Source organism: Desulfovibrio sp. 6_1_46AFAA, assembly GCF_000224635.1.
In the GTDB taxonomy this organism is placed as follows: Bacteria; Desulfobacterota; Desulfovibrionia; order Desulfovibrionales; family Desulfovibrionaceae; genus Desulfovibrio; species Desulfovibrio fairfieldensis.
Window position 1 is genome coordinate 723,014 of record NZ_JH114300.1, and the last position, 18,862, is coordinate 741,875.

Below are 18,862 nucleotides of genomic sequence, written 5' to 3' on the forward strand. Positions count from 1 at the left end.
ACATTCTCCTCAATCATTGTCGGACATCAGGCCAGGCCCAGACCGGCCAGCAGCATGTCAATAAGCTTGATACCCGCGAAAGGCACCAGAATGCCGCCCAGCCCGTAGACCAGCAGGTTGTGCCGCAGCAGGCTCTCCGCGCTCCTGGGACGGTACTTCACGCCCTTGATAGCGATGGGAATGAGCAGCGGAATAATGATGGCGTTGAAGATCAGGGCCGAAAGCACCGCGCTTTGCGGCGAGGCCAGCCCCATGATGTTCAGAGCCGAAAGCTGCGGAATGGCCAGCATGAACATGGCCGGAATGATGGCGAAATACTTGGCCACGTCGTTGGCGATGGAGAAGGTGGTCAGCGCGCCTCGGGTCATGATCAGCTGTTTGCCGATTTCAATGATTTCAATAAGCTTTGTGGGGTCGCTGTCCAGATCCACCATGTTGCCGGCTTCCCTGGCGGCCTGGGTGCCGGAATTCATGGCCACCCCGATATCCGCCTGGGCCAGGGCCGGGGCATCATTGGTGCCGTCGCCCATCATGGCGATAAGCCGACCTTGGGCCTGTTCCCTCCTGATGTAGTTAAGCTTGTCCTCGGGCTTGGCTTCAGCGATGAAGTCGTCCACGCCGGCTTCCCTGGCAATGGCCTCAGCCGTGAGCGGATTGTCGCCCGTGACCATGACGACGCGGATGCCCATGGCCCGCAGCCGCGCGAAACGACCGTATATGCCCGGTTTGAGCACGTCTGCCAGCGCGACCACGCCCAGCAGTTTGCTGTTGTGCAGCACCACCAGCGGCGTCGCGCCGCTGCGGGCCACGGTCGCCACCAGACTGGAGAGGCCGTCCGGCAGAGCCTTGCCTTCCTTGGTCAACAGGCGTTCGATGGCATCGGGTGCGCCCTTGCGGTACAGGTTGCCGTCGGGCAGTTCCAGGCCGCTCAGGCGGGTCTGGGCCGTAAAGGGAATGACCCTGGCCCCCGCCGTCGCATCCGCTTCCTGCGGAGCCTCGTCGGCCAGCATCTTTCCGCCCAGTTCAACAATGGACTTCCCCTCCGGGGTCTGGTCGCCGAAAGAGGCGTACATGGCCGCACGGGCCAGTTCCAGGGGTTTTACGCCCGGCAGGGGAAAGAATTCCGACGCCTGGCGGTCGCCCATGGTGATGGTGCCGGTCTTGTCCAGCAGCAGGGTGTCGATGTCCCCGGCCAGCTCTACGGCCTTGCCGCTCTTGGCCAGCACATTGGCCGCCAGGGCCCGGTCCATGCCCGCCAAACCGATGGCCGCCAGCAGCGCGCCGATGGTGGTGGGGATCAGGCAGACCAGTAGCGAGATCAGCCACGGAATGGGCAGCTCGACATTGAAATAGCGGGCCATGGGCCAGAGCGCGCCGGTCACCAGTACGAATGCCAGGCTCAGACCGGCCAGCACCACGGTGAGCGCCAGCTCATTGGGCGTCTTCTGACGCGCCGCGCCTTCCACCAGGGCGATCATCCTGTCCAGGAAGGACTGGCCGGGCAGGGCCGTGACCCGGATCAGGATGCAGTCCGAAAGCACCCGCGTACCGCCGGTGACGCCGGAACGGTCGCCGCCCGCCTCGCGTACCACAGGCGCGGATTCGCCGGTTATGGCCGACTCGTCCACGCTGGCCGCGCCTTCCACCACTTCGCCGTCCACGGGAATGACCTCCCCGGCTTCCACTTTGACCAGGTCGCCCTGACGTAACTGGTCGGAATAGACTTCCACCAGCTTTTCGCCTTCCAGTTTCCGGGCCAGGGTACGGGCGCGGGTGAGTTTGAGGCTGTCGGCCTGGGCCCGGCCTCTGGCCTCGGCCAGGGCTTCGGCGAAATTGGCGAAAAGCACGGTGAGCCACAGAACGAAGGTCACGGCCAGGGTATAGGGCACCGGCAGCAAGGCCGGCCCCTGCCCGGTTACGTCCAGAATCAGGGTCAGGGTGGTCAGGGCCGCTCCGATTTCCGTGACGAACATCACCGGATTTCGGATCATGGCCGCGGGATTGAGCATTGCAAAGGCCCGTCCGAGCGCCGTGCGCACCAGACCGGCCTCAAAAAGAGAAGCCTTGCGTCCGGCGCGGCGGGACAGTTTGGCCTGCGCTGTCTGATAATTCATTGCGGTATCCATTATGTCTTTCTCCACAGTAGCTATTCTCAGCGCCTAACGCATGACGGACAAATGATCGGCGATGGGCCCCAGCACGGCCACGGGCATGAAGAGCAGCGCGCCCACGATGAGCACGCATCCCAGCAGCACGCCGCCGAAGAGCAGCGTGTCGGTGCGCAGCGTGCCCGCGGTTTCGGGCGCGGGCGTCTTGGCCGCCAGGGAACCGACCATGGCCAGGGGCAGAATGATCGGAATATAGCGGGCCAGCAGCATGACCAGGCCGGTGGCGATATTCCAGGGCACGGTGTTGTCGCCCAGGCCCTCGAAGCCGGAGCCGTTATTGGCTGCCGAGGAGGTGAATTCGTACAGAATTTCGGAAAAACCGTGGAAGCCCGCGTTGGCCACGGTATCCGCGCCCCAGGACGTGGCCGCGAACAGGGCTGTGCCGCCCAGGATGAAGAAGGGATGGGCCAGAATAGCCAGCAGAGCCAGCTTCATCTCGCGTGTTTCCACTTTGCGGCCCAAGTATTCCGGCGTGCGCCCCACCATCATGCCGCTGATGAACACGCCCACGATGATGTAAAGGAACATATTGATGAAGCCCACGCCCACGCCGCCGAAGACCACGTTGAGCCACATGCCGATCATGGGCATGAGCCCGGCCAGCGGGTTCAGGCTGTCGTGCATGGCGTTGACCGAACCGTTGCTGGTGGCCGTGGTGATGATGCTCCAGGCCGGTCCCCCGCTGGTGCCGTAACGCAGTTCCTTGCCTTCCAGATTGGAGCTGTTCTCAATATCCAGGCCATGGAAGGCGGCGGACGGCGCGCTTTCAAAATATACGGCGCAACCCAGCTTGACGCAGAGCAGGCTCAGCATCACCGCGAAAATCACGGCCGCATGCTTCATGCGGCCCGTAAGCCGCCCGAACATCCAGACACAGGCCATGGGGATGACGATGATGGACATGGTCTCGATGAAGTTTGTGAAAAAGCTCGCGTTTTCAAAAGGATGCGTGGAGTTTGGCCCGAAAAAGCCGCCGCCGTTGGTGCCCAGTTGCTTAATCGTCACAAAAGCCGCTACCGGGCCACGGGCAATAATCTGCTTGGCCCCCTCCAAGGTCTGGGCGACCACGGAGCCGTCAAACGTCATGATCACGCCGCCCAGCACCAGCATGCTGGCCGTGACCAGGCAGAGGGGCAGCAGCACCAGAAAGGTGGCCCGCATCACGTCGGCGTAAAAATTGCCCATCAGCACCTTGCCGGACAGGCCGCGCGCCAGGGCCGCCAAGCAGGCCAAACCCGTGGCCGGAGTCAGGTATTGCAGAAACATCAGGGCGAACTGTCCGATATAACTGAGCGCCTGTTCGCCGGAATAGTGCTGCAAATTGGTGTTGGAGGTGAAGGAAGCCGTGGTGTTGAAGATCAGGCTGCCCTCCAGAGCGCCCTTGCCGTCGGGATTGAGCGGCAACCACTGCTGCGTGCCCAACACCAGGTAAATGAACGTAAAAATCAAGGCGTTGAACAGCAACATCGACAAAGCATACTGCTTCCAATTCTGTTGCCCTCTGACAACATTGCCGCCGCACTTCACAAACAGGTTTTCGACGGCACGCCGGAAGCCGCGATCCGAAACCGGATCGCTCATGGCCCAGGTCGCCATCTTGCCGATGGGCCAGGACACGACGACGCAGAGCGCCACCAGCAGAAACACATACAGCATGGCCGCCTTCTCCTACAGTTTTTCCGTATTCAGAATGACCCAGACGAGATAGGCAATGCAGAACAGCAATGCCAGCCCCGAAACATACAACATGATGCTCTCCATTTTCTTCTTACAATTTGGCACAGGCCAGGGTCAGCAGGGCCATACCGGCGAAGACGGTCAGCCCCAGCACTAAACAGATGACAAACATGATTCCTCCTTACGTCAGTGATCGCGCCCGGCGTCGGCCCGGCGCGTCTCCACTCTGAGCAAGGCTTGTACCAAACATAATTTATGTTGTATTTCAAATAGATATAATTTCCCCGGTGTGGAAAAATCTTACATTTTGTAACCTCCGATGAAGTCCGGATTACAAAATGTAAGGCGGTGGGGAGCGTCACGGGGAAGACGAAGGAAAAGATCCGGCACTATTGAAAACGCAAAACGCGCGTCGCCCACAAGGGACGACGCGCGTCGGGAAACAGAATGAGAAAGCTGATCGGTCTAAGCAGATTGCCTTTGAAACGCTACACGTTTCAAAGGAATCATTCCGGCAACAAACGCGGTTTTTTCCGGAATCCACGCCGCGTTGCGGCGCGCCTCACCGTGTTCGGCGTTGGAGCATTTCAACGTTGAAATGCTCTAAATGCAGATTGCCTTTGAAACGCTGCCACATTCAGGCACAGCCCCTAAGGGGCGTCAGGCAACAACGGCAGCTTGGTCGGCGACGAAATGGTCACGCTGTGATGCACGCTGGCCTTGCCGTCGGCGGGCACCTTCACTTCCCAGAAGAGCATATGCTTCTTCTCGTCCTTTTGGGAGGGCGGGGTATCGTCATAGCTCACACTAACGCTCTGGTCCACGATCATGGGAGCCGGGCGCTCCAGACGCACGGTCAGGGCCTTGGAGTGGCTGTTGGTCAGAGTGTAGGTCCAGGCCCAGGTCCAGTTCTTGCTTTTGTCGATAAAGCCGCTTTCGCCGCGCTTTCTGCTGTCCGCCGTGGTGGTTACGCTGACACGCGGGTCCGCGCCGAAGAAAAGGGTGGCCTCGCCGCCGCGCGGGCGGAACAGGCCCTGGCCCACGCTCTGGCCGTCCACGCTGTATTCCGCCTGACCTTCCGGCCAGGCCTGCTGCGGCGGCAGAACATATTTAGCCATCAGCCAGACGCGGCTGTCGCCCACGCTGGGCCGGGCCAGCCATTGCAGGGGGGCCTTCCAGGCGTCGGCGGTGATCAACAGGCGCGAACGGCCTTCGGGCAGGCCACGCGCGGCCAAGGTCCAGGTGGCATACACGCCGCTGGCGTCCAGGTCCACCGGCGCGTTGGCCTGCGCGGGACCGTCTTCAGCGGCCAGATCCATGGTAGCGGCTTTGCGCGGGGCCATCATAACCATGGGCACGGGCTTGGGCTCCGGCTTGGGGGAGGAATCCACCACCCAGCGCGGCAGGGGGGCGGGCTCGCGCGGGCCGTTGCCGCGCGTCGCCAGGGTCAGCTTGGTATTGTGCCAGTCCATGCCCGTGAACTGCCAGACCTCGGCCATGAGCCGCACGTCGATGATATCGCCGTCGCCCTTTTCCGGCTGGGCATTGAAATTATAGATCGGCTGCCAGCCGCAGTTGCTCAAGGTATAGCTGTAGCGGACAGGCAGTTTCTCCACGCCGGACACGGCCTTTTGCAGGGTGACGCTGATCCGCTGCCCCAGCTCCGGGCTGGCGGGCAGACGTTCCACTTCCTGCTGCAGGAGCTTCAGGCGGCGTTCCAGATCCGCCTGTTCCCGGCCCAGGGCGGGAATCACATCCTGCATTTTTCTTTCGCGCTGTTCCAGCTCCTGCAGGGTGATGGTTTCCGGCTTGGCCTGCCAGAGCGCCAGTCGCGCGCTCACGGCGGTCAGCTGCCCGGCCAGGCGGGCGCGTTTGGCCAACAGATCCTCGCGCAGCCGGGCCAGGCCGCCGTCCTGTTCCAGGGGCTGCGGCGCGGCGCTCCAGCGGGCCACGCTCTGGCCGGGCACGGCCAGTTGCAGGTTCTCCGCGTCGCCGGGAATCACAAACTGCAGCACGCTCACGCCGTCTTTGGTCGTGACCGGCGCGTTTTCCTCCACGTCAAGCAGCCCGCCGCCGGGCGACAGCAGGGCTGAAACCGGATTGGCCAACGTGGCCGGGGCGTTTTGAACCTCCGGGGCGTTTTCGGCGGCCGCGGCCTGCCCGGCAAGGAACAGGCAAAACAGCTGGCCCAAAAGAAGGCCTGACAGCAGGCCCCGGGACAAAATGCCGGGCCGCCGCCATACCATTGTCATAGTCGTATACATTGATCCTCCACGGCTTCCGCCGTCGCGCCCGGCCTTTTACAGTCAGACGCCGAACGGGCCGTCATCGTGTCAGTTTGCGGAATTTGAGTCGATGCGGCGTCTCGGCATCCTTGCCCAGGCGCTTTTTGCGGTCTTCCTCATACTCCGTGAAATTGCCTTCAAAAAAAGCCACGCTGGAATCGCCTTCAAAGGCCATGATGTGGGTCGCCACACGGTCCAGAAACCAGCGGTCATGGCTGATAACCAGCACGCAGCCCGCGAAGTTGTCCAGGGCGTCTTCCAGGGCGCGCATGGTGTTCACGTCGATATCGTTGGTGGGTTCGTCCAGAAGCAGCACATTGGCCCCGGACTTGAGCATGCGGGCCAGATGCAGGCGATTGCGTTCGCCGCCGGAGAGCATGTCCACCTTTTTCTGTTGATCAGCGCCGTGGAAATTGAAGCGTGTGCAATAGGCCCGCGCGTTGACTTCGCGCCCGCCGAGCCGGATGGCCTCCTGCCCGTCGCTGATCAGCTCATAGACGGTCTTGCCGGGCGTGAGCGATTCACGCCCCTGGTCCACATAGGCGAACTCCACGGTTTCGCCCACGCTCAGGCTGCCGGAATCCGGCTTCTCCTGCCCCACCAGCATCTTGAACAAGGTGGTCTTGCCCGCGCCGTTGGGGCCGATGATGCCCACAATGGCGCCCGCCGGAATCAGGGCCTCGGCTTTGTCCATGAGCAGCCGGTCGCCCATGCTCTTGCTCACGTCCTTGAGCTCAATGACGCTCTTGCCCAGGCGCGGTCCCGGCGGAATGTAGATTTCCAGATCAGGGGCGCGCTTTTCGCTCTCATGCGAAAGCATGGCCTCGTAGGCATTGATTCTGGCCTTGCCCTTGGCGTGACGGCCCTTGGGCGACATGCGGATCCATTCCAACTCGCGGGACAGGGTTTTCTGGCGCTCGGCCTCGGCCTTTTCCTCACCGGCCAGACGTTTCTGCTTCTGCTCCAGCCAGGAGGAATAATTGCCCTTCCAGGGGATGCCCCGGCCCCGGTCCAGTTCCAGAATCCAGCCCGCCACGTTGTCCAGAAAATAGCGGTCGTGGGTCACGGCGATGACCGTGCCCGGGAAGGTGGACAAATAGCGCTCCAGCCAGGCCACGGACTCGGCGTCCAGGTGGTTGGTGGGTTCGTCCAGGAGCAGAATGTCGGGATTCTGGAGCAGCAGGCGGCAAAGGGCCACGCGGCGGCGTTCGCCGCCGGAAATCTGCTCCACCGGCATGTCGCCCGGCGGGCAGCGCAGGGCGTCCATGGCCATTTCCAGGCGGGATTCCAGATCCCAGACGCCCTTGGCGTCCATCTGCTCCTGCACTTCGGCCTGCCTGGCGATGAGGGCGTCCATCTCCTCCGGCTCCATGGGCTCGGCGAATTTGGCGTTGATTTCCTCAAACTCCCTGGCGATGGCCGCAAGGTCGCTGACGCCCTCCTCCACCACTTCGCGCACAGTGCGCGTTTCACCGGCCAGGGGCTCCTGCTCCAGATAACCGATGGTATAGCCGGGGGCCAGCACGGTTTTGCCGTCAAAGGCCTGGTCCACACCGGCCAGAATTTTCAACAGGCTGGACTTGCCCGCGCCGTTGAGGCCCAGCACGCCGATCTTGGCCCCGTAAAAATAGGAAAGCGAAATGTCTTTCAGCACTTCCTTCTGGCCGTGGCGCTTGGACACGCGGATCATGGAATAAATAATCTTGTCCGGTTCGTTGCTCATAGGCTCCTCAGAGTCTGGGACCACGGCGCGCGGGCGGGAATAGCTTACGGCGCGTCCGTCTGGCCCGGATGTAAAGAATCATGATAGCCGGGACCAGAACGATTTTCAAGGCAGTCGCTCGTGTCCCAGGATCAATCCGTTCTCCTGTATGCCACGGGGCGTAATGCCCGCTCCGGCTGCCCCGCGCAATCTCCACAGCTTCGGCGATATTCTCCGCGCCCTGGCCGCGCAATAGCGCTATCGTCGCATTGCGGACCGCCGCCAGACCCTGCGCTTACCCCCGGTATCGCGCTGAACGCTGTGTCCCGGATGTAATGAAGACGGTTAGTTCCCAATGTTCCCGGACAGGAGACAACAGCCGGGCGTGGGCAATCTCGCGGGAGGACTGGCTGGTTATGCCGCAGCATTGTTCCCCACGCTCATCTTTTCCCGCCTCTATGCGCCGGATGCGAAATATCTGCCTGATCCCGGGTCAGGCAGGATACCCGGAAGCACACTTGCCGTCTCTATGATTCTACTTTCAAGGCAGCCGTGACTCTTTTCGAGTATTTCATGCCTCCGTATCGGAGTTGTGCGGGTTCGAGCCTGCCTCTTCCATAAAAAAATGCCCCTGGTCAGACCACGGGCCTTTCAATACCAAAAATAAAAAATTTGCTTTAATCTTTCTGAGAATCAGCGATGATCCGTTCAGATTTATTTCGTTCATCATACATTTTCAAAAAGTCATCAATTGGAATAGCCCTTGAGAACAGATAGCCCTGACCATACAAACACTGATGTTCAATCAGAAGATTTTTTTGTTTCTCGGACTCTATTCCCTCCGCCAGGATTTTTGCCTGATCCATAAGGCGACAGATATTGAGCAAGCGTTCCATGGCTCTGGGGTTGGAAAATTTTGTTATCTGCCTGAGCAGAGTTTTGTCGAGCTTTATCTCGCTGAAATCTATGCCTGCCGCAAGGGACAACGAGGAATATTCGGAACCGAAGTTGCTCAGAGAAATGGAAAAACCTTCCCCGCGCAAACGTAAAATAAGCTCTTCGAGTTGTTTTTCTCCTATTTTTCTAATATGTTCCGTCACTTCTAAACACAGTAGCGAAGGCGCTGTGTCATATGTTATGCACAGCGTTTTGATGTTTTCCACAAAATTTTCTTCGCCCAGCGTCATATGAGAAAGATTCACCGAAATCGGAAGAAAACAGTTTTTTCGTTTAAATTTGGCCAGATAGGCGCAGGCCGTTTCCAACACAAACAAGTCCAGATGCCTGACTATGCCGTGCTTTTCGTAGAAACGAATGAGCCGCGAGGGGAAAATAAAATTCCCGGCGGCGTCTTTGCGCCGCACAAGAGCTTCCGCTCCTATCAGTTTCCCGTCCAGCAGCGAAATCTGTGGTTGCAGGTGCACGACAAGGCAGCCGGATCTGATATCCTTTTGCAGCGACAGCGCCTTGTCCGCGCTATATCTTTGCCCATTGCCCTGCCGGTACAGACGATAACGCTCCTTGTCCTGATACATCAGCTCCTCGGCCTCCGCGAGCTGCCTGGCAATATCCCGGCCATCCCCGCTCCACGCGCTGCCGACAGCCAGGCTGGCCCCTTGCTCCTCTTCTCTCTGTCTGCATAGCTCCCTAATTTTTTCTTCAAAGACCTGACGCGCCATCCCACGGCACAGGACCACAAACTCATCGCCGCCTATGCGGAAGACGTCGGAAGAGAACAATCCTTGCAATATCTCGGCGGCCCTTTTGATGAGCCTGTCGCCGAATTCATGGCTGTAAGTATCGTTAACTGCCTTCAGCCCGTTGATGTCCGCAAAGATGATCCCCACGGAAGAAGGCTCGTTTTTCAATGCCTCCAGGACGGCCATATACTTATTGCGATTATGGAGGCCGGTCAGCTTGTCGATATAGCTCATGTCCTCCAGGCTGCTCAGCAGCCGACGTTTTTCCAGATGGTCCTGCACAAAGAAAGGAAGAGAGAGAGCAGCAGGCGGGTGTCCTCCAGATTGGCAGCAGGATTATCCACCCCCAGAAAGCCGATGATCTTTTTCTCCGCGCGCAGAGGAACAGCCATCAAGCTGTGGACGCCCTGCTGCTCCACGTCATGGCACTCCATAAAATTCCATTCGTGTCCACCCTTGAGCGAATTGATGACAATGATCCCGTCCGTCTCGAGGCGCTTGATCCAAGGGGTCGCGTAATGCAGTGGAACGCTTTGCAGTTTGTCGATTTCGCCGGGCGCGCCCGCTCTACACCACTCGTAGGTATTGTCCATGGTCTGCTTGGATTCATTGAATTCAAAAAGATAGACTCGCTGAGCATTATAATATGTCCCCACGATGGAGAACAGGCTGTCCATGGCATGCCGGATATTTTTTTCTCCAGCCAAGGTGTAAATGCAATGCACCAAGGTTTTTTCCAGAGACAGGCGTGACTTGAGCTTCATCTCCTCGCGCTTGCGGTCGGTTATGTCGAAGCAGAACTCCAATCGCAATTTTTTGTCTTTATGTTCGATCAAGGTGTCGCGGATAAAAAAATGGCGGGCAAGTTTCGGATTGTAGAATTCCCATGTATGAAAACGCCCCGGCGACAGCAGCGCATTGGTACAGAATTCGCAAACGGAATCCTTGCCTTGAAGGATTCTGTAGCATTTGTCCTGAGGGAACCCATCAGGCAGGCCGAGAAGCCTCTGCCCTTTCCGGTTGACATAGAGAAGGTCGTAGGTGACAGGATCCGCAATATAGCAGATGCAGTCGCTGACATCCATCACCAGGGCTGAATACTCTTCATACGTCATGATTGCCTGCTTCATTTTGGGCAGCCTGGTTTGCGAAAGCGCTCCCGACGCTTCATGCCCGTCGCACGCCATCAATCTCCCCGCCGAAAACCCGCGCCTTTCGGGAGAAAGACGATACCACGTAATGCAGCGTGGCCCGCCTTTGAGCGGGCGCGCAATACCCCAGCCCGCACGCCTCGGATTCATCGGCTGCGCGCGGCCGTTCCCGCAACATCCGGATTCAGCCCGGCGATGTGCACCGCCGGGCTGAATCCCTCTTACTTGAACCAACCGGGCGCGAACACCTCGCGCGGATCCTCGCGGTCCTCCGGAGGCTTTTGCCCCAGCGGCCCGGTGTTTACGGACATCTGCGGCAGCAGATTGCCGGTGAGCGCACATAGTCTGTATGCGCCCACCAGGATATTGCCGCGCGCGGTTTCCGCCTGAGTGGATGAGTTGTACAGCTCGTTTTCCGTGTCCAGCACGTCCAGCAGGCTGCGCCTGCCTATCTGGAACTGCTCCAGATAGGCGGTGCGGGTGTATTTATTGTATTCGATGGCCTTGGAGTAATGCTTGTACTGCTCCTGGGCGGCCTGATAGTTGGTCCAGGTGCTCTCGATATCCAGCTTGAGATCATCGGCGTAGTTGTACATTACCTGACGCGACTGGCGGATGCGCGCCGAAGCGGCCTTCCGTTCAGCCAGGTCGGCCCCGCTGTTAAAGATGTTCCAGCGCACGGTGCCCAGCACGTCGAAGCTGTAGATCCAGCGGTCGCTGCTGCCGCCCCGGTCTGTATAGTCCGGCCCGGCCTCCAGGTTGAAGGTGGGGTAAAAGGCGGAATCCGCCAGTTCCCGCTCGGCCCTGGCGGCCCGGATGTCCTGCATGTAGGCCGCCAGCTTGGGATTGTTCTTCTCGGCCAGCTCAAAAACCGGTTCAGGGCCCTTGAAGATTTCAGGCGGCATGGTCACTGGGGTCAGTTTGCCGATGGCCGGCATGCCGGTCAGCCGGGTGTAGGTCTCCTCGGCCACCAACAGGGAAGCCCTGGCTTCGGAAAGGCTCGACAGGGCGCGTTGAAGGCGCGACTGCGCCTGACTCACATCGGCCGCCGTATCCGCGCCCATATTGGCGCGGTCCTGGGCCTGCCCCAGAATGGCCTTGTGCTGGGCCACGTTTTTCTCGGACAACTCGTAGATGGTACGGCGGCGCAGCAGGTCAATATGGGCAATGATGCCGTCCAGGGAAAGAGAGGTGGCGGTGTCGAACACCCGCGACTTGACCGAATCGAGAGTGGATTGCGCGCTGCGCACGCGCGAACGGGTGGCGAAGCCGTCCCAGATGGGCTGTACCAGCTTGGCGCTGACACCGGCCAGGCCCCACATCTGCTCGTCCAGATTCTGGCCTCTGGTGGTGGAATCGCTCAAAATGCTGCCGCCGGCCCGGCCGGTGACGTCCACGCGCGGACCGAAACCGGCTTTGGCCCGGTCCACCTCATGCTCCAGCACCTGGCGATTTTCCAGCATGCCGCGCAAACTGCGGTGCGTGCGCAGAACGCCGTACACCGTGTCCTCGACGGTTATGGGCTGGCCGGGCGGAGGCGGCGGCGGGTAGGCGGCTTCCGCCGCCGGGACCGCAATGGGGAACAGCAAAATCAGAACGGAAAGAAAAAGGAAGAGTCGCTTCACGATTCGCTCCTATATGGAAAAACCGTTTGGTGGCTTTCCCGCTGATGGCATGCCGACCCCCATGGCCCACATTACCGCCGGAACAGACGGGGTCCGTCAGTTCCGCGTCGCAACGGCATGCCGTTCATCAACATTTCAGTAAGGCGCTTTGCTGAAAAATTACAATAACTGATGCCGTTCTCTCAAAAGATCAGCTTCCGTTCCCATAACAAGTGCAGGCCGATTCACTGATCAACCGCCGGGCCGGCCTGTAAGAAAGGCCCCGATGTATGGTGAAGCAGTTGGAGACGCCTCAGAAGGCGCTGCATAAATTTTTATTTTTCCACTGCCGATATGCTGTTATCAGGCGCGTGACATGGCGCGGCAGAATATCCTGCCGACGAAAAGCCAGCGCTGTCTTGCGGGCGTTGGCCCGCAGGACACCGAGGATCTCGGGCCTTTCCAGCAGATCGGAAATGCAGCGATATCGCTCTTCCGGGTCGCTTGGCGGGCAGATAAACATATTTTCGCCGTGCCTCAGAAGTCCGGCGGTTCCGTCCTGGTGAGGAGTCAGCAGCAACGTTTCGCAACTCATGATTTCAAGCAGTTCACCCTCACGAACGTCCGCCGTCTCAAGACGAACATGAACAGTGGACGCGCACAACAGATCCCGATACTCCCGCAGGGGCAGGAAGCCCATGACATGCAGACGGGATGCCTCTTTTCCGCACAGACGCGACGCCACGGTCTCAAGCTGCGCACGGGTCTCCGCGCCGCAACAGCTCAGAACGACATGACATTGCGGGCGGTGGACCAGCAGCGCCATAACCAGGGACCACAGCGCCGTATCTTGCGCGGATTTCCTGCTTGTCACACTGAAAGACACCAGCTCCGGCATGGCGGAAAGATTCACGCCTTCGTGATAAAACGGTCCGGCGCGCGTTGCGGAAAAAAAATCCGTATCCACAGAAACGGGAACGACTTCAATGGCATTCCGCATAAAACTTGGAAAATACTTTTTCTGACCTTCGCAGAAGACAAAAAAAGCCTGGCTTTGCGTCAGACTGGCGCTTTGCATGAAATGGTGCAGCAGCATTTTGTCCGAATAGCGGTCCACCGCGCTGCTGGAGGAAAAAGAGTCGTCCAGGTAGGTGACAAGAAACGCTTCCGGAAAGACCCGTCTGAAAAAAAGCGCATGTCCCTTGGCGGATGAAGACAGGACCATATCCGGCGTGAAGTCCGTCTCCCGCAGTTTCCGAAGAGATGAAAATGTCAGTTTTCCCACCTTCAGAGCCCGGCCCCACCCCTGCTCGAACGCATCACTGCCATTGCCCTGTCCGCGTTCGCGGGTATTTTTCAGCAATACCCGGCGCACCCCCGGCAGGGAAAAACCCTGGCGGCAGTAACTGGAGGCAAACAGAACCTCGTTTTCAGGGTTCGCGGCAAAACAGGCGGCAAGCGTCCCGTACCTGCCCGGAAAGGTATCATTGAGAAAGAGGATGCGCATAGTGTCCCCAAAAATCAGATGATCCGCCGGGGCGGCCGACAACGGCCGCCCCGACCCTTTCCCGGCAATCAGCCGTTGTCGCTCTCCATGACCTTCGTGGCGACCAGAATGGTCGCATCGACACTGCCGCCGCTGCCGGAATGCTCATAGGCCGCATAGCCGTCGGGAGCGGTAACAGTAGTAGAGCGGTTCCAGCCACTGTCAGCATCCAGGCCCGTGACCTTTCCATCCTCGACGGCAATGCCGAGCTGATCTTTCAGATCCTCCATGCTTTGCAGATCCATCCCGGTATCAATGAAGACCTCGATGTTTTCCACATACTGCTGCCCATTATTGTGGAGTATTGGAGCCGTGGCCCCATTCCCCACCAGGAAGTCGATGCCCTCGCCGCCGTCCACGAGGTAGTCATTGGAGTCGTACACCAGGATGTCGCTGCCGGAACCGCCGTAGAGCTTGTCCTCTCCGGACCCGCCGTCCAGGTAGTCATCGCCGCCGCCCCCGAAAAGGTAGTCGTCGCCGGAACCACCGAACAACTGGTCGTTGCCGCCCATGCCGAAGAGGATGTCGTCGCCCTCCCCGCCGTACAACTGATCATTGCCGTCGGCAGGCGATTCAAACTCTTCCACCTTCTTGGCAAGCCCCTCGAGAGAGGGGGCGTCCAACCCACGGATTTTACTCATGATGCCCGCCGGGTCGTCAGAAGACATTTCCAGATAGGTAGCCAGGTCGTCGAGCAGGTTCGCATTGTTAAGAGTGTCCCCGTCGCCGAAGAGCAAATCGTCGCCCGTACCGCCGTGGAGGATGTCGTGGCCCGCGCCGCCATGAATGACATCATTGCCTTCCTGACCGAAGATGACGTCGTTGTGCGCGCTGCCGGTGATGGCGTCGTCACCGCCTGCGCGGCCCGTCAGATCATCCAGCCTGACATTTGCCTCCGTCCCATCCAGGTTCCAGACATTGCCGTCCAGGTCCACCAGATAGAAGTTGCCGTCGGCACCCACTCTGGTTTCATACCCCAGCTCCGTATGGTGCTGGAGAATATATTCCTTGGTCTTGTCCTGCGACCAGTCCTCATAGGCGGTGTTCGCGAGTGCATCAGCCTCAGCATTCTTTTCCAGCCAGTCAAACACTGCGGAACCGGAACCGTAAGCGGGCAGGGTGCTCGCAAGATCAGACTCTCCAAGAGTGGTATGCAACCCACGCAGCAGCTCGTCGGTATTCAACACGTCACCGTAGATGATGCCGGAGGAGGCGGAACGTTCCGCCGTAATGGTATCGGAACCCGCGTCGGACAGCGCCGGAGGCGTGAAGCCGCTTTCAAAGGCGGCTTCCAAGCCGTTGGCGTCCGTCACCTGCGTGGCGTTGCCGCCGGGTACAGCAGGGGTAGGCTGCCACTCTTTGGACGACAGCCCCCCCCACTGCCTCTCGCTGTAATAGAGAGAGCCGTCAGCGGCCTGATTGCCGTGCACACCATCCACCTCGGTACTGGTATTATCCAGCATGGCCAGCGTCTTCATGGCCTCGTCATCAAGATCCTTGCCAAAGCCGATGGCGTTGACCTGCATGTTGGCGGCGGAACCAAGAAGCTCCTGATAGCCGTCCCAGGCCCCCTTCACATCGTCCAGCGTGGCGTAATTGCCGCCACCATAAGAACTGGTGCCGTGGTATGTCGGCACGCCGTCAGACAGGAAATAGGTGATATTCCCCGTGGCATTGGAAGTGCCCTCCAAACCGTTGAACCAATCGGCGGCATTGGAGAACCCGGCCTCGTAGTTGGTGCCGCCATTTGCATTGAGATTGCCCAGGCTAGTCTCGAAGGCTTTCGAGAAGTCAGCATAGTTGTCGTATACTTCTTCTCCGAATGTATAACGTTCACCCTGCGCAGTCTTGGTGATGGACACCTTGATGACTGAACCGGCCTCGCTCGCGAACGGCACTACCGCCAAATTTACGGTCCCGACAAAGTCGCCCTCATGGATACTGTTCTTGATGAAGTTCTCAATGCTTTGCGTCGCCACATCCAGCCGTGTTTCATATCTGGAAACAGCCCCATCCATACTACCGGACGTATCCAGCACAAAGCAGACGTTATAGTTGGATCCAACCTGTTGTCCTTCGGTCACACCGCCCGTATCCCCGGCAACGAGGGTTCCGGCCACGCCGTCGCCACCCGCGATGTTGATAACATCATCGCTGTTGCTTATGGAGTCGCCACTCTCTGTCGTCGTCTGTTCCACCACTTCCAGCGGAACCTTAGCGGAAGTACTGGCAATGTCGCCGTCGCTGTCCCGGGTTTCGAACTTCAGTTCGAATATGTTGGACGTGTCGGCACCATCCGTTTTCACCTGGAACTGCTCGTACTGCTCCATGGTCCAGTTGCCGTCCTTGTCCAGCGTGGCGGAGAAGAGGACATCGCCCTCCTTGTCGCCGTCCAGCGTGGCCGTGAGGATGGAATCGCCCGTGGAGCCTGTCGTCACATCAAGCGTGGCCGTGTATTCCTTGCCGTCGATGACGACCGTGTAGCTTTCGTTGGTCGCATGGTCGAAAACGGCGTTTTCGTAACCGTCGGCGAACCCGTCCGCCCCGCTTTCGCCCCTCACCGTGCCCGTGGTCACAATGAGCGGGTTGTCCGGCTTGGTGATGAAGTCAATGCCCTGAATGACGAAATCACTGTCTTCATTAGGAAAGTTGGAGGTTTTGTTGTCTACGGAGGAAATCACTACCTTGTCGAAACCTTGGGCTACCACATCCGAGGTCTCCAGCGTGAATTCACCCGTTGCACTGTTTCCCTCCACCAGCACGCTCGCTACGAGCTCCCCACCACGATAGAAGTTGACCAGAGCCTTTTCGGATACATGATCCCACTGCGTCTGCCCCTGAGCCCCCGGTTCCCCGCTATAAAACGCGCCGAAGTTGATGGTCATGCCATAGGCCAGCTTGCCGCCCAAATCAATGACAACCCCTTCGCTGGGAGTGCCATCAGAGGAAACACCTATTTCCCATTCATGGTAGTCCCCCTTGACGGTAAGGCCATAGTCGTTTTCCTGGCCATTGCCCTTGTAGGAGCTATACCCCAAAGTATAATTGCTATTACCGTCAATATCGTTAATTGTCGGCTTGCCGTCAGGATCGTAAATCACTTTGCCCTGAGCGTCGGTTTCGTAGCTTACCTTGACGGCGCTGATATTCACCTGACCGTCCCACCAACTTGTCTGTACGGGCTGGGAAGGATCACCTTCCGTAAATGAGATGTTCTGGTCGACATCTTGGAGGTTTTTGCCGGAATCACCGGGAGTGAGCGAGGTGGAGACGTCGGCGGCGGAGATCGTCGGCACGTCATCCACCACGTCCACATTGACGGTCACGTCGTAGGTGTTGCCCTGCGCGTCCTTGATGGTCACCGTGAAGCTGTCGGCGTTATCGTCCGTGTTCGCACCCTGCACAGTTTCGTGCGTAATGGCGCTGGTGAGCGTGTACTGGACTTCGCCGTTCACGATTTCGGTCGTGCCCAGCTTGCCATTGCTCTCGATACCCACCACGGTATAGCCGTCCGGGGCCTTCCAGGTCACCGTCTCCGAGGTGTCCGCCGTGTCCCCGAGGCCCTTTTCGTCGACCGTCACCTCGCCCGTGAACTCGGGCTCATCGGGCTTGGTGATGTCCACCCTCACCGTGGTTGCCGCCGTGTCGCCGTCCGCATCCGTCACCGTGAACTTCAGGTCCTGAGAACCGTCCACGTTGGCCTCGGCCCTGAATGTGTAGTCCCCCGTGGACGGATCGAATACCAGCGTCCCATTCTCCAGGCTGAAGCTCAGCTTGCCGTCATCACTGGTCTGGCCGTCCTTCCCATTCACGGTCAGCGACTTGCCCGCGCCATCGTCCGCGCCGTAGTCGATCTCCACCCTGCCCGTCACTTCAAAGCCGGAGGCCACATCCTTTGATCCGGCATCAACGCTGATCGTCGGCACATCATCGGTAATCACCACCGTAATGGTGGCGGAGCCCACATCGCCGTCAGTATCAGTCACAACGACGGAAAGATCGTGAGAGATGTCGTCAGCGCCGGGTTCCGTATGCTCCTGGGTGCTCCGCTCCAAGGTATAGGCGTATTCAAGCCGTCCGCTGGCGGGGTCAAAGCCGGTGACGTCAAGACGGCCCTCATCGGTAGGGACCGGCGCTCCGGTCAGAACGCCGTTTTGAAACACGGTTACTCCGCCGATAATGATGCCGGCCACGCCGTCAGGCGCGTCAATGATCATCGCTCCATTAGCGATGGCTGTCGTGTTCTCAGCGATGGCTGGCGTGTCCGCTTTTTCCAGCAGCGCGCCTTCCTGAACGCGGAGGATATCACTCCCGGCAACGACGTCGGAATCAACGGGCCGTATCGTCACGCCGTGATCCACGACATCGCCGGCTGCGCCGTCGCCGCTGAGGGCGTCGGGCACAGGCACGGCCGATTCGTCAAGGGTCGTCACGGCCGCGCCGTCAAAGCCGGTATCCAGGCCGTCCAGATGGTTGATGCCGTCCATCAGGCTGCTGTCGCCGAATTCATTGTAACGGGCGGCGCGCGTGGCCGCTCCGGCCGCCGGACCGGCGGCCGGCATCAGGTCCGGGCCGAAGGCGTTGAAAAAGTCCGCCCCGGCCACCAGGGTGCCGTCAATCACGAATTCCGGCATGGCTTCCTGGGAATACTGGGTGTAGAAATTGGTCAGCTCAATACTTGAGCCGTCATCAAAGGTAAGCAGCAAATTGTCGCCGGCGCGGCTCAATGTGGCGGCATTGGCGGGGAAGTCGAATACAAAGCGGGTATCGGGCGCGCTGGGAACGACCCGCGCGGCATTGGCTGCGGGCTTGCTGAGAAGGATATCGGCCATGATAAGCTCCTGAAATAAAGAACTTAAAATTCAAAGACTTGCCCATCAAAATTGACGGAACACCAAAAAACCCCGTCCCGACGTGAGGTCAGGCGGGGCCATTGTGTCTTCGGCCGATGGTCGGGCGCCGGGCGGCGCTATCACTAAGAGAGAGAGAGAGAGAGAGAGAGAGAGAGAGAGAGAGAGAGAGACAAACT

9 protein-coding genes are annotated in these 18,862 nt (G+C 59.3%); all 9 read right to left on the minus strand.

The genetic code is table 11. The features are described 5' to 3' along the window. Positions 1–26: 26 nt before the first annotated feature. Entirely contained in the window at positions 27–2,126 is a 2,100-nt protein-coding gene (gene kdpB, locus HMPREF1022_RS02935) for a potassium-transporting ATPase subunit KdpB (RefSeq protein WP_009301800.1), read from the minus strand. A 33-nt stretch (positions 2,127–2,159) separates the two neighbouring features. Further along, positions 2,160–3,824: a potassium-transporting ATPase subunit KdpA gene (gene kdpA / locus HMPREF1022_RS02940; RefSeq protein WP_009301801.1), complete on the minus strand. Its 1,665-nt coding sequence runs from the start codon at positions 3,822–3,824 to the stop codon at positions 2,160–2,162. Between the two features lie 671 nt (positions 3,825–4,495). Next, positions 4,496–6,037, minus strand: a complete 1,542-nt coding sequence (locus tag HMPREF1022_RS02945; protein WP_232221533.1) for a DUF4139 domain-containing protein — start codon at positions 6,035–6,037, stop codon at positions 4,496–4,498. A 133-nt stretch (positions 6,038–6,170) separates the two neighbouring features. Beyond that, positions 6,171–7,853, minus strand: a complete 1,683-nt coding sequence (gene ettA, locus HMPREF1022_RS02950) for an energy-dependent translational throttle protein EttA (RefSeq protein ID WP_009301804.1) — start codon at positions 7,851–7,853, stop codon at positions 6,171–6,173. Between the two features lie 656 nt (positions 7,854–8,509). Further along, entirely contained in the window at positions 8,510–9,766 is a 1,257-nt protein-coding gene (locus tag HMPREF1022_RS16455) for a bifunctional diguanylate cyclase/phosphodiesterase (RefSeq protein ID WP_156802808.1), read from the minus strand. A 14-nt stretch (positions 9,767–9,780) separates the two neighbouring features. Further along, the gene (locus HMPREF1022_RS16460) at positions 9,781–10,662 is read right to left on the minus strand and encodes a GAF domain-containing protein (protein WP_198005304.1); all 882 of its coding nucleotides are present in this window, start codon (positions 10,660–10,662) and stop codon (positions 9,781–9,783) included. 242 nt (positions 10,663–10,904) lie between these two features. After that, complete coding sequence (locus HMPREF1022_RS02960) at positions 10,905–12,308, minus strand: TolC family outer membrane protein (protein WP_008684658.1); 1,404 nt, start codon at positions 12,306–12,308, stop codon at positions 10,905–10,907. A 292-nt stretch (positions 12,309–12,600) separates the two neighbouring features. Continuing rightward, positions 12,601–13,794: a glycosyltransferase gene (locus tag HMPREF1022_RS02965; RefSeq protein ID WP_009301807.1), complete on the minus strand. Its 1,194-nt coding sequence runs from the start codon at positions 13,792–13,794 to the stop codon at positions 12,601–12,603. Positions 13,795–13,862: 68 nt separating this feature from the next. Then, on the minus strand, positions 13,863–18,665 hold the full coding sequence (locus HMPREF1022_RS02970; protein WP_009301809.1) for a VWA domain-containing protein: 4,803 nt from the start codon (positions 18,663–18,665) through the stop codon (positions 13,863–13,865). Positions 18,666–18,862 lie beyond the last annotated feature (197 nt).

Coding starts and splice junctions, on each gene's coding strand:
- kdpB (WP_009301800.1), bottom strand. CDS start 2,126: ATGGATACCGCAATGAATTATCAGACAGCGCAGGCCAAACTGTCCCGC.
- kdpA (WP_009301801.1), bottom strand. CDS start 3,824: ATGCTGTATGTGTTTCTGCTGGTGGCGCTCTGCGTCGTCGTGTCCTGG.
- ettA (WP_009301804.1), bottom strand. CDS start 7,853: ATGAGCAACGAACCGGACAAGATTATTTATTCCATGATCCGCGTGTCC.
- HMPREF1022_RS16455 (WP_156802808.1), bottom strand. CDS start 9,766: ATGAGCTATATCGACAAGCTGACCGGCCTCCATAATCGCAATAAGTAT.
- HMPREF1022_RS16460 (WP_198005304.1), bottom strand. CDS start 10,662: ATGAAGCAGGCAATCATGACGTATGAAGAGTATTCAGCCCTGGTGATG.
- HMPREF1022_RS02965 (WP_009301807.1), bottom strand. CDS start 13,794: ATGCGCATCCTCTTTCTCAATGATACCTTTCCGGGCAGGTACGGGACG.
- HMPREF1022_RS02970 (WP_009301809.1), bottom strand. CDS start 18,665: ATGGCCGATATCCTTCTCAGCAAGCCCGCAGCCAATGCCGCGCGGGTC.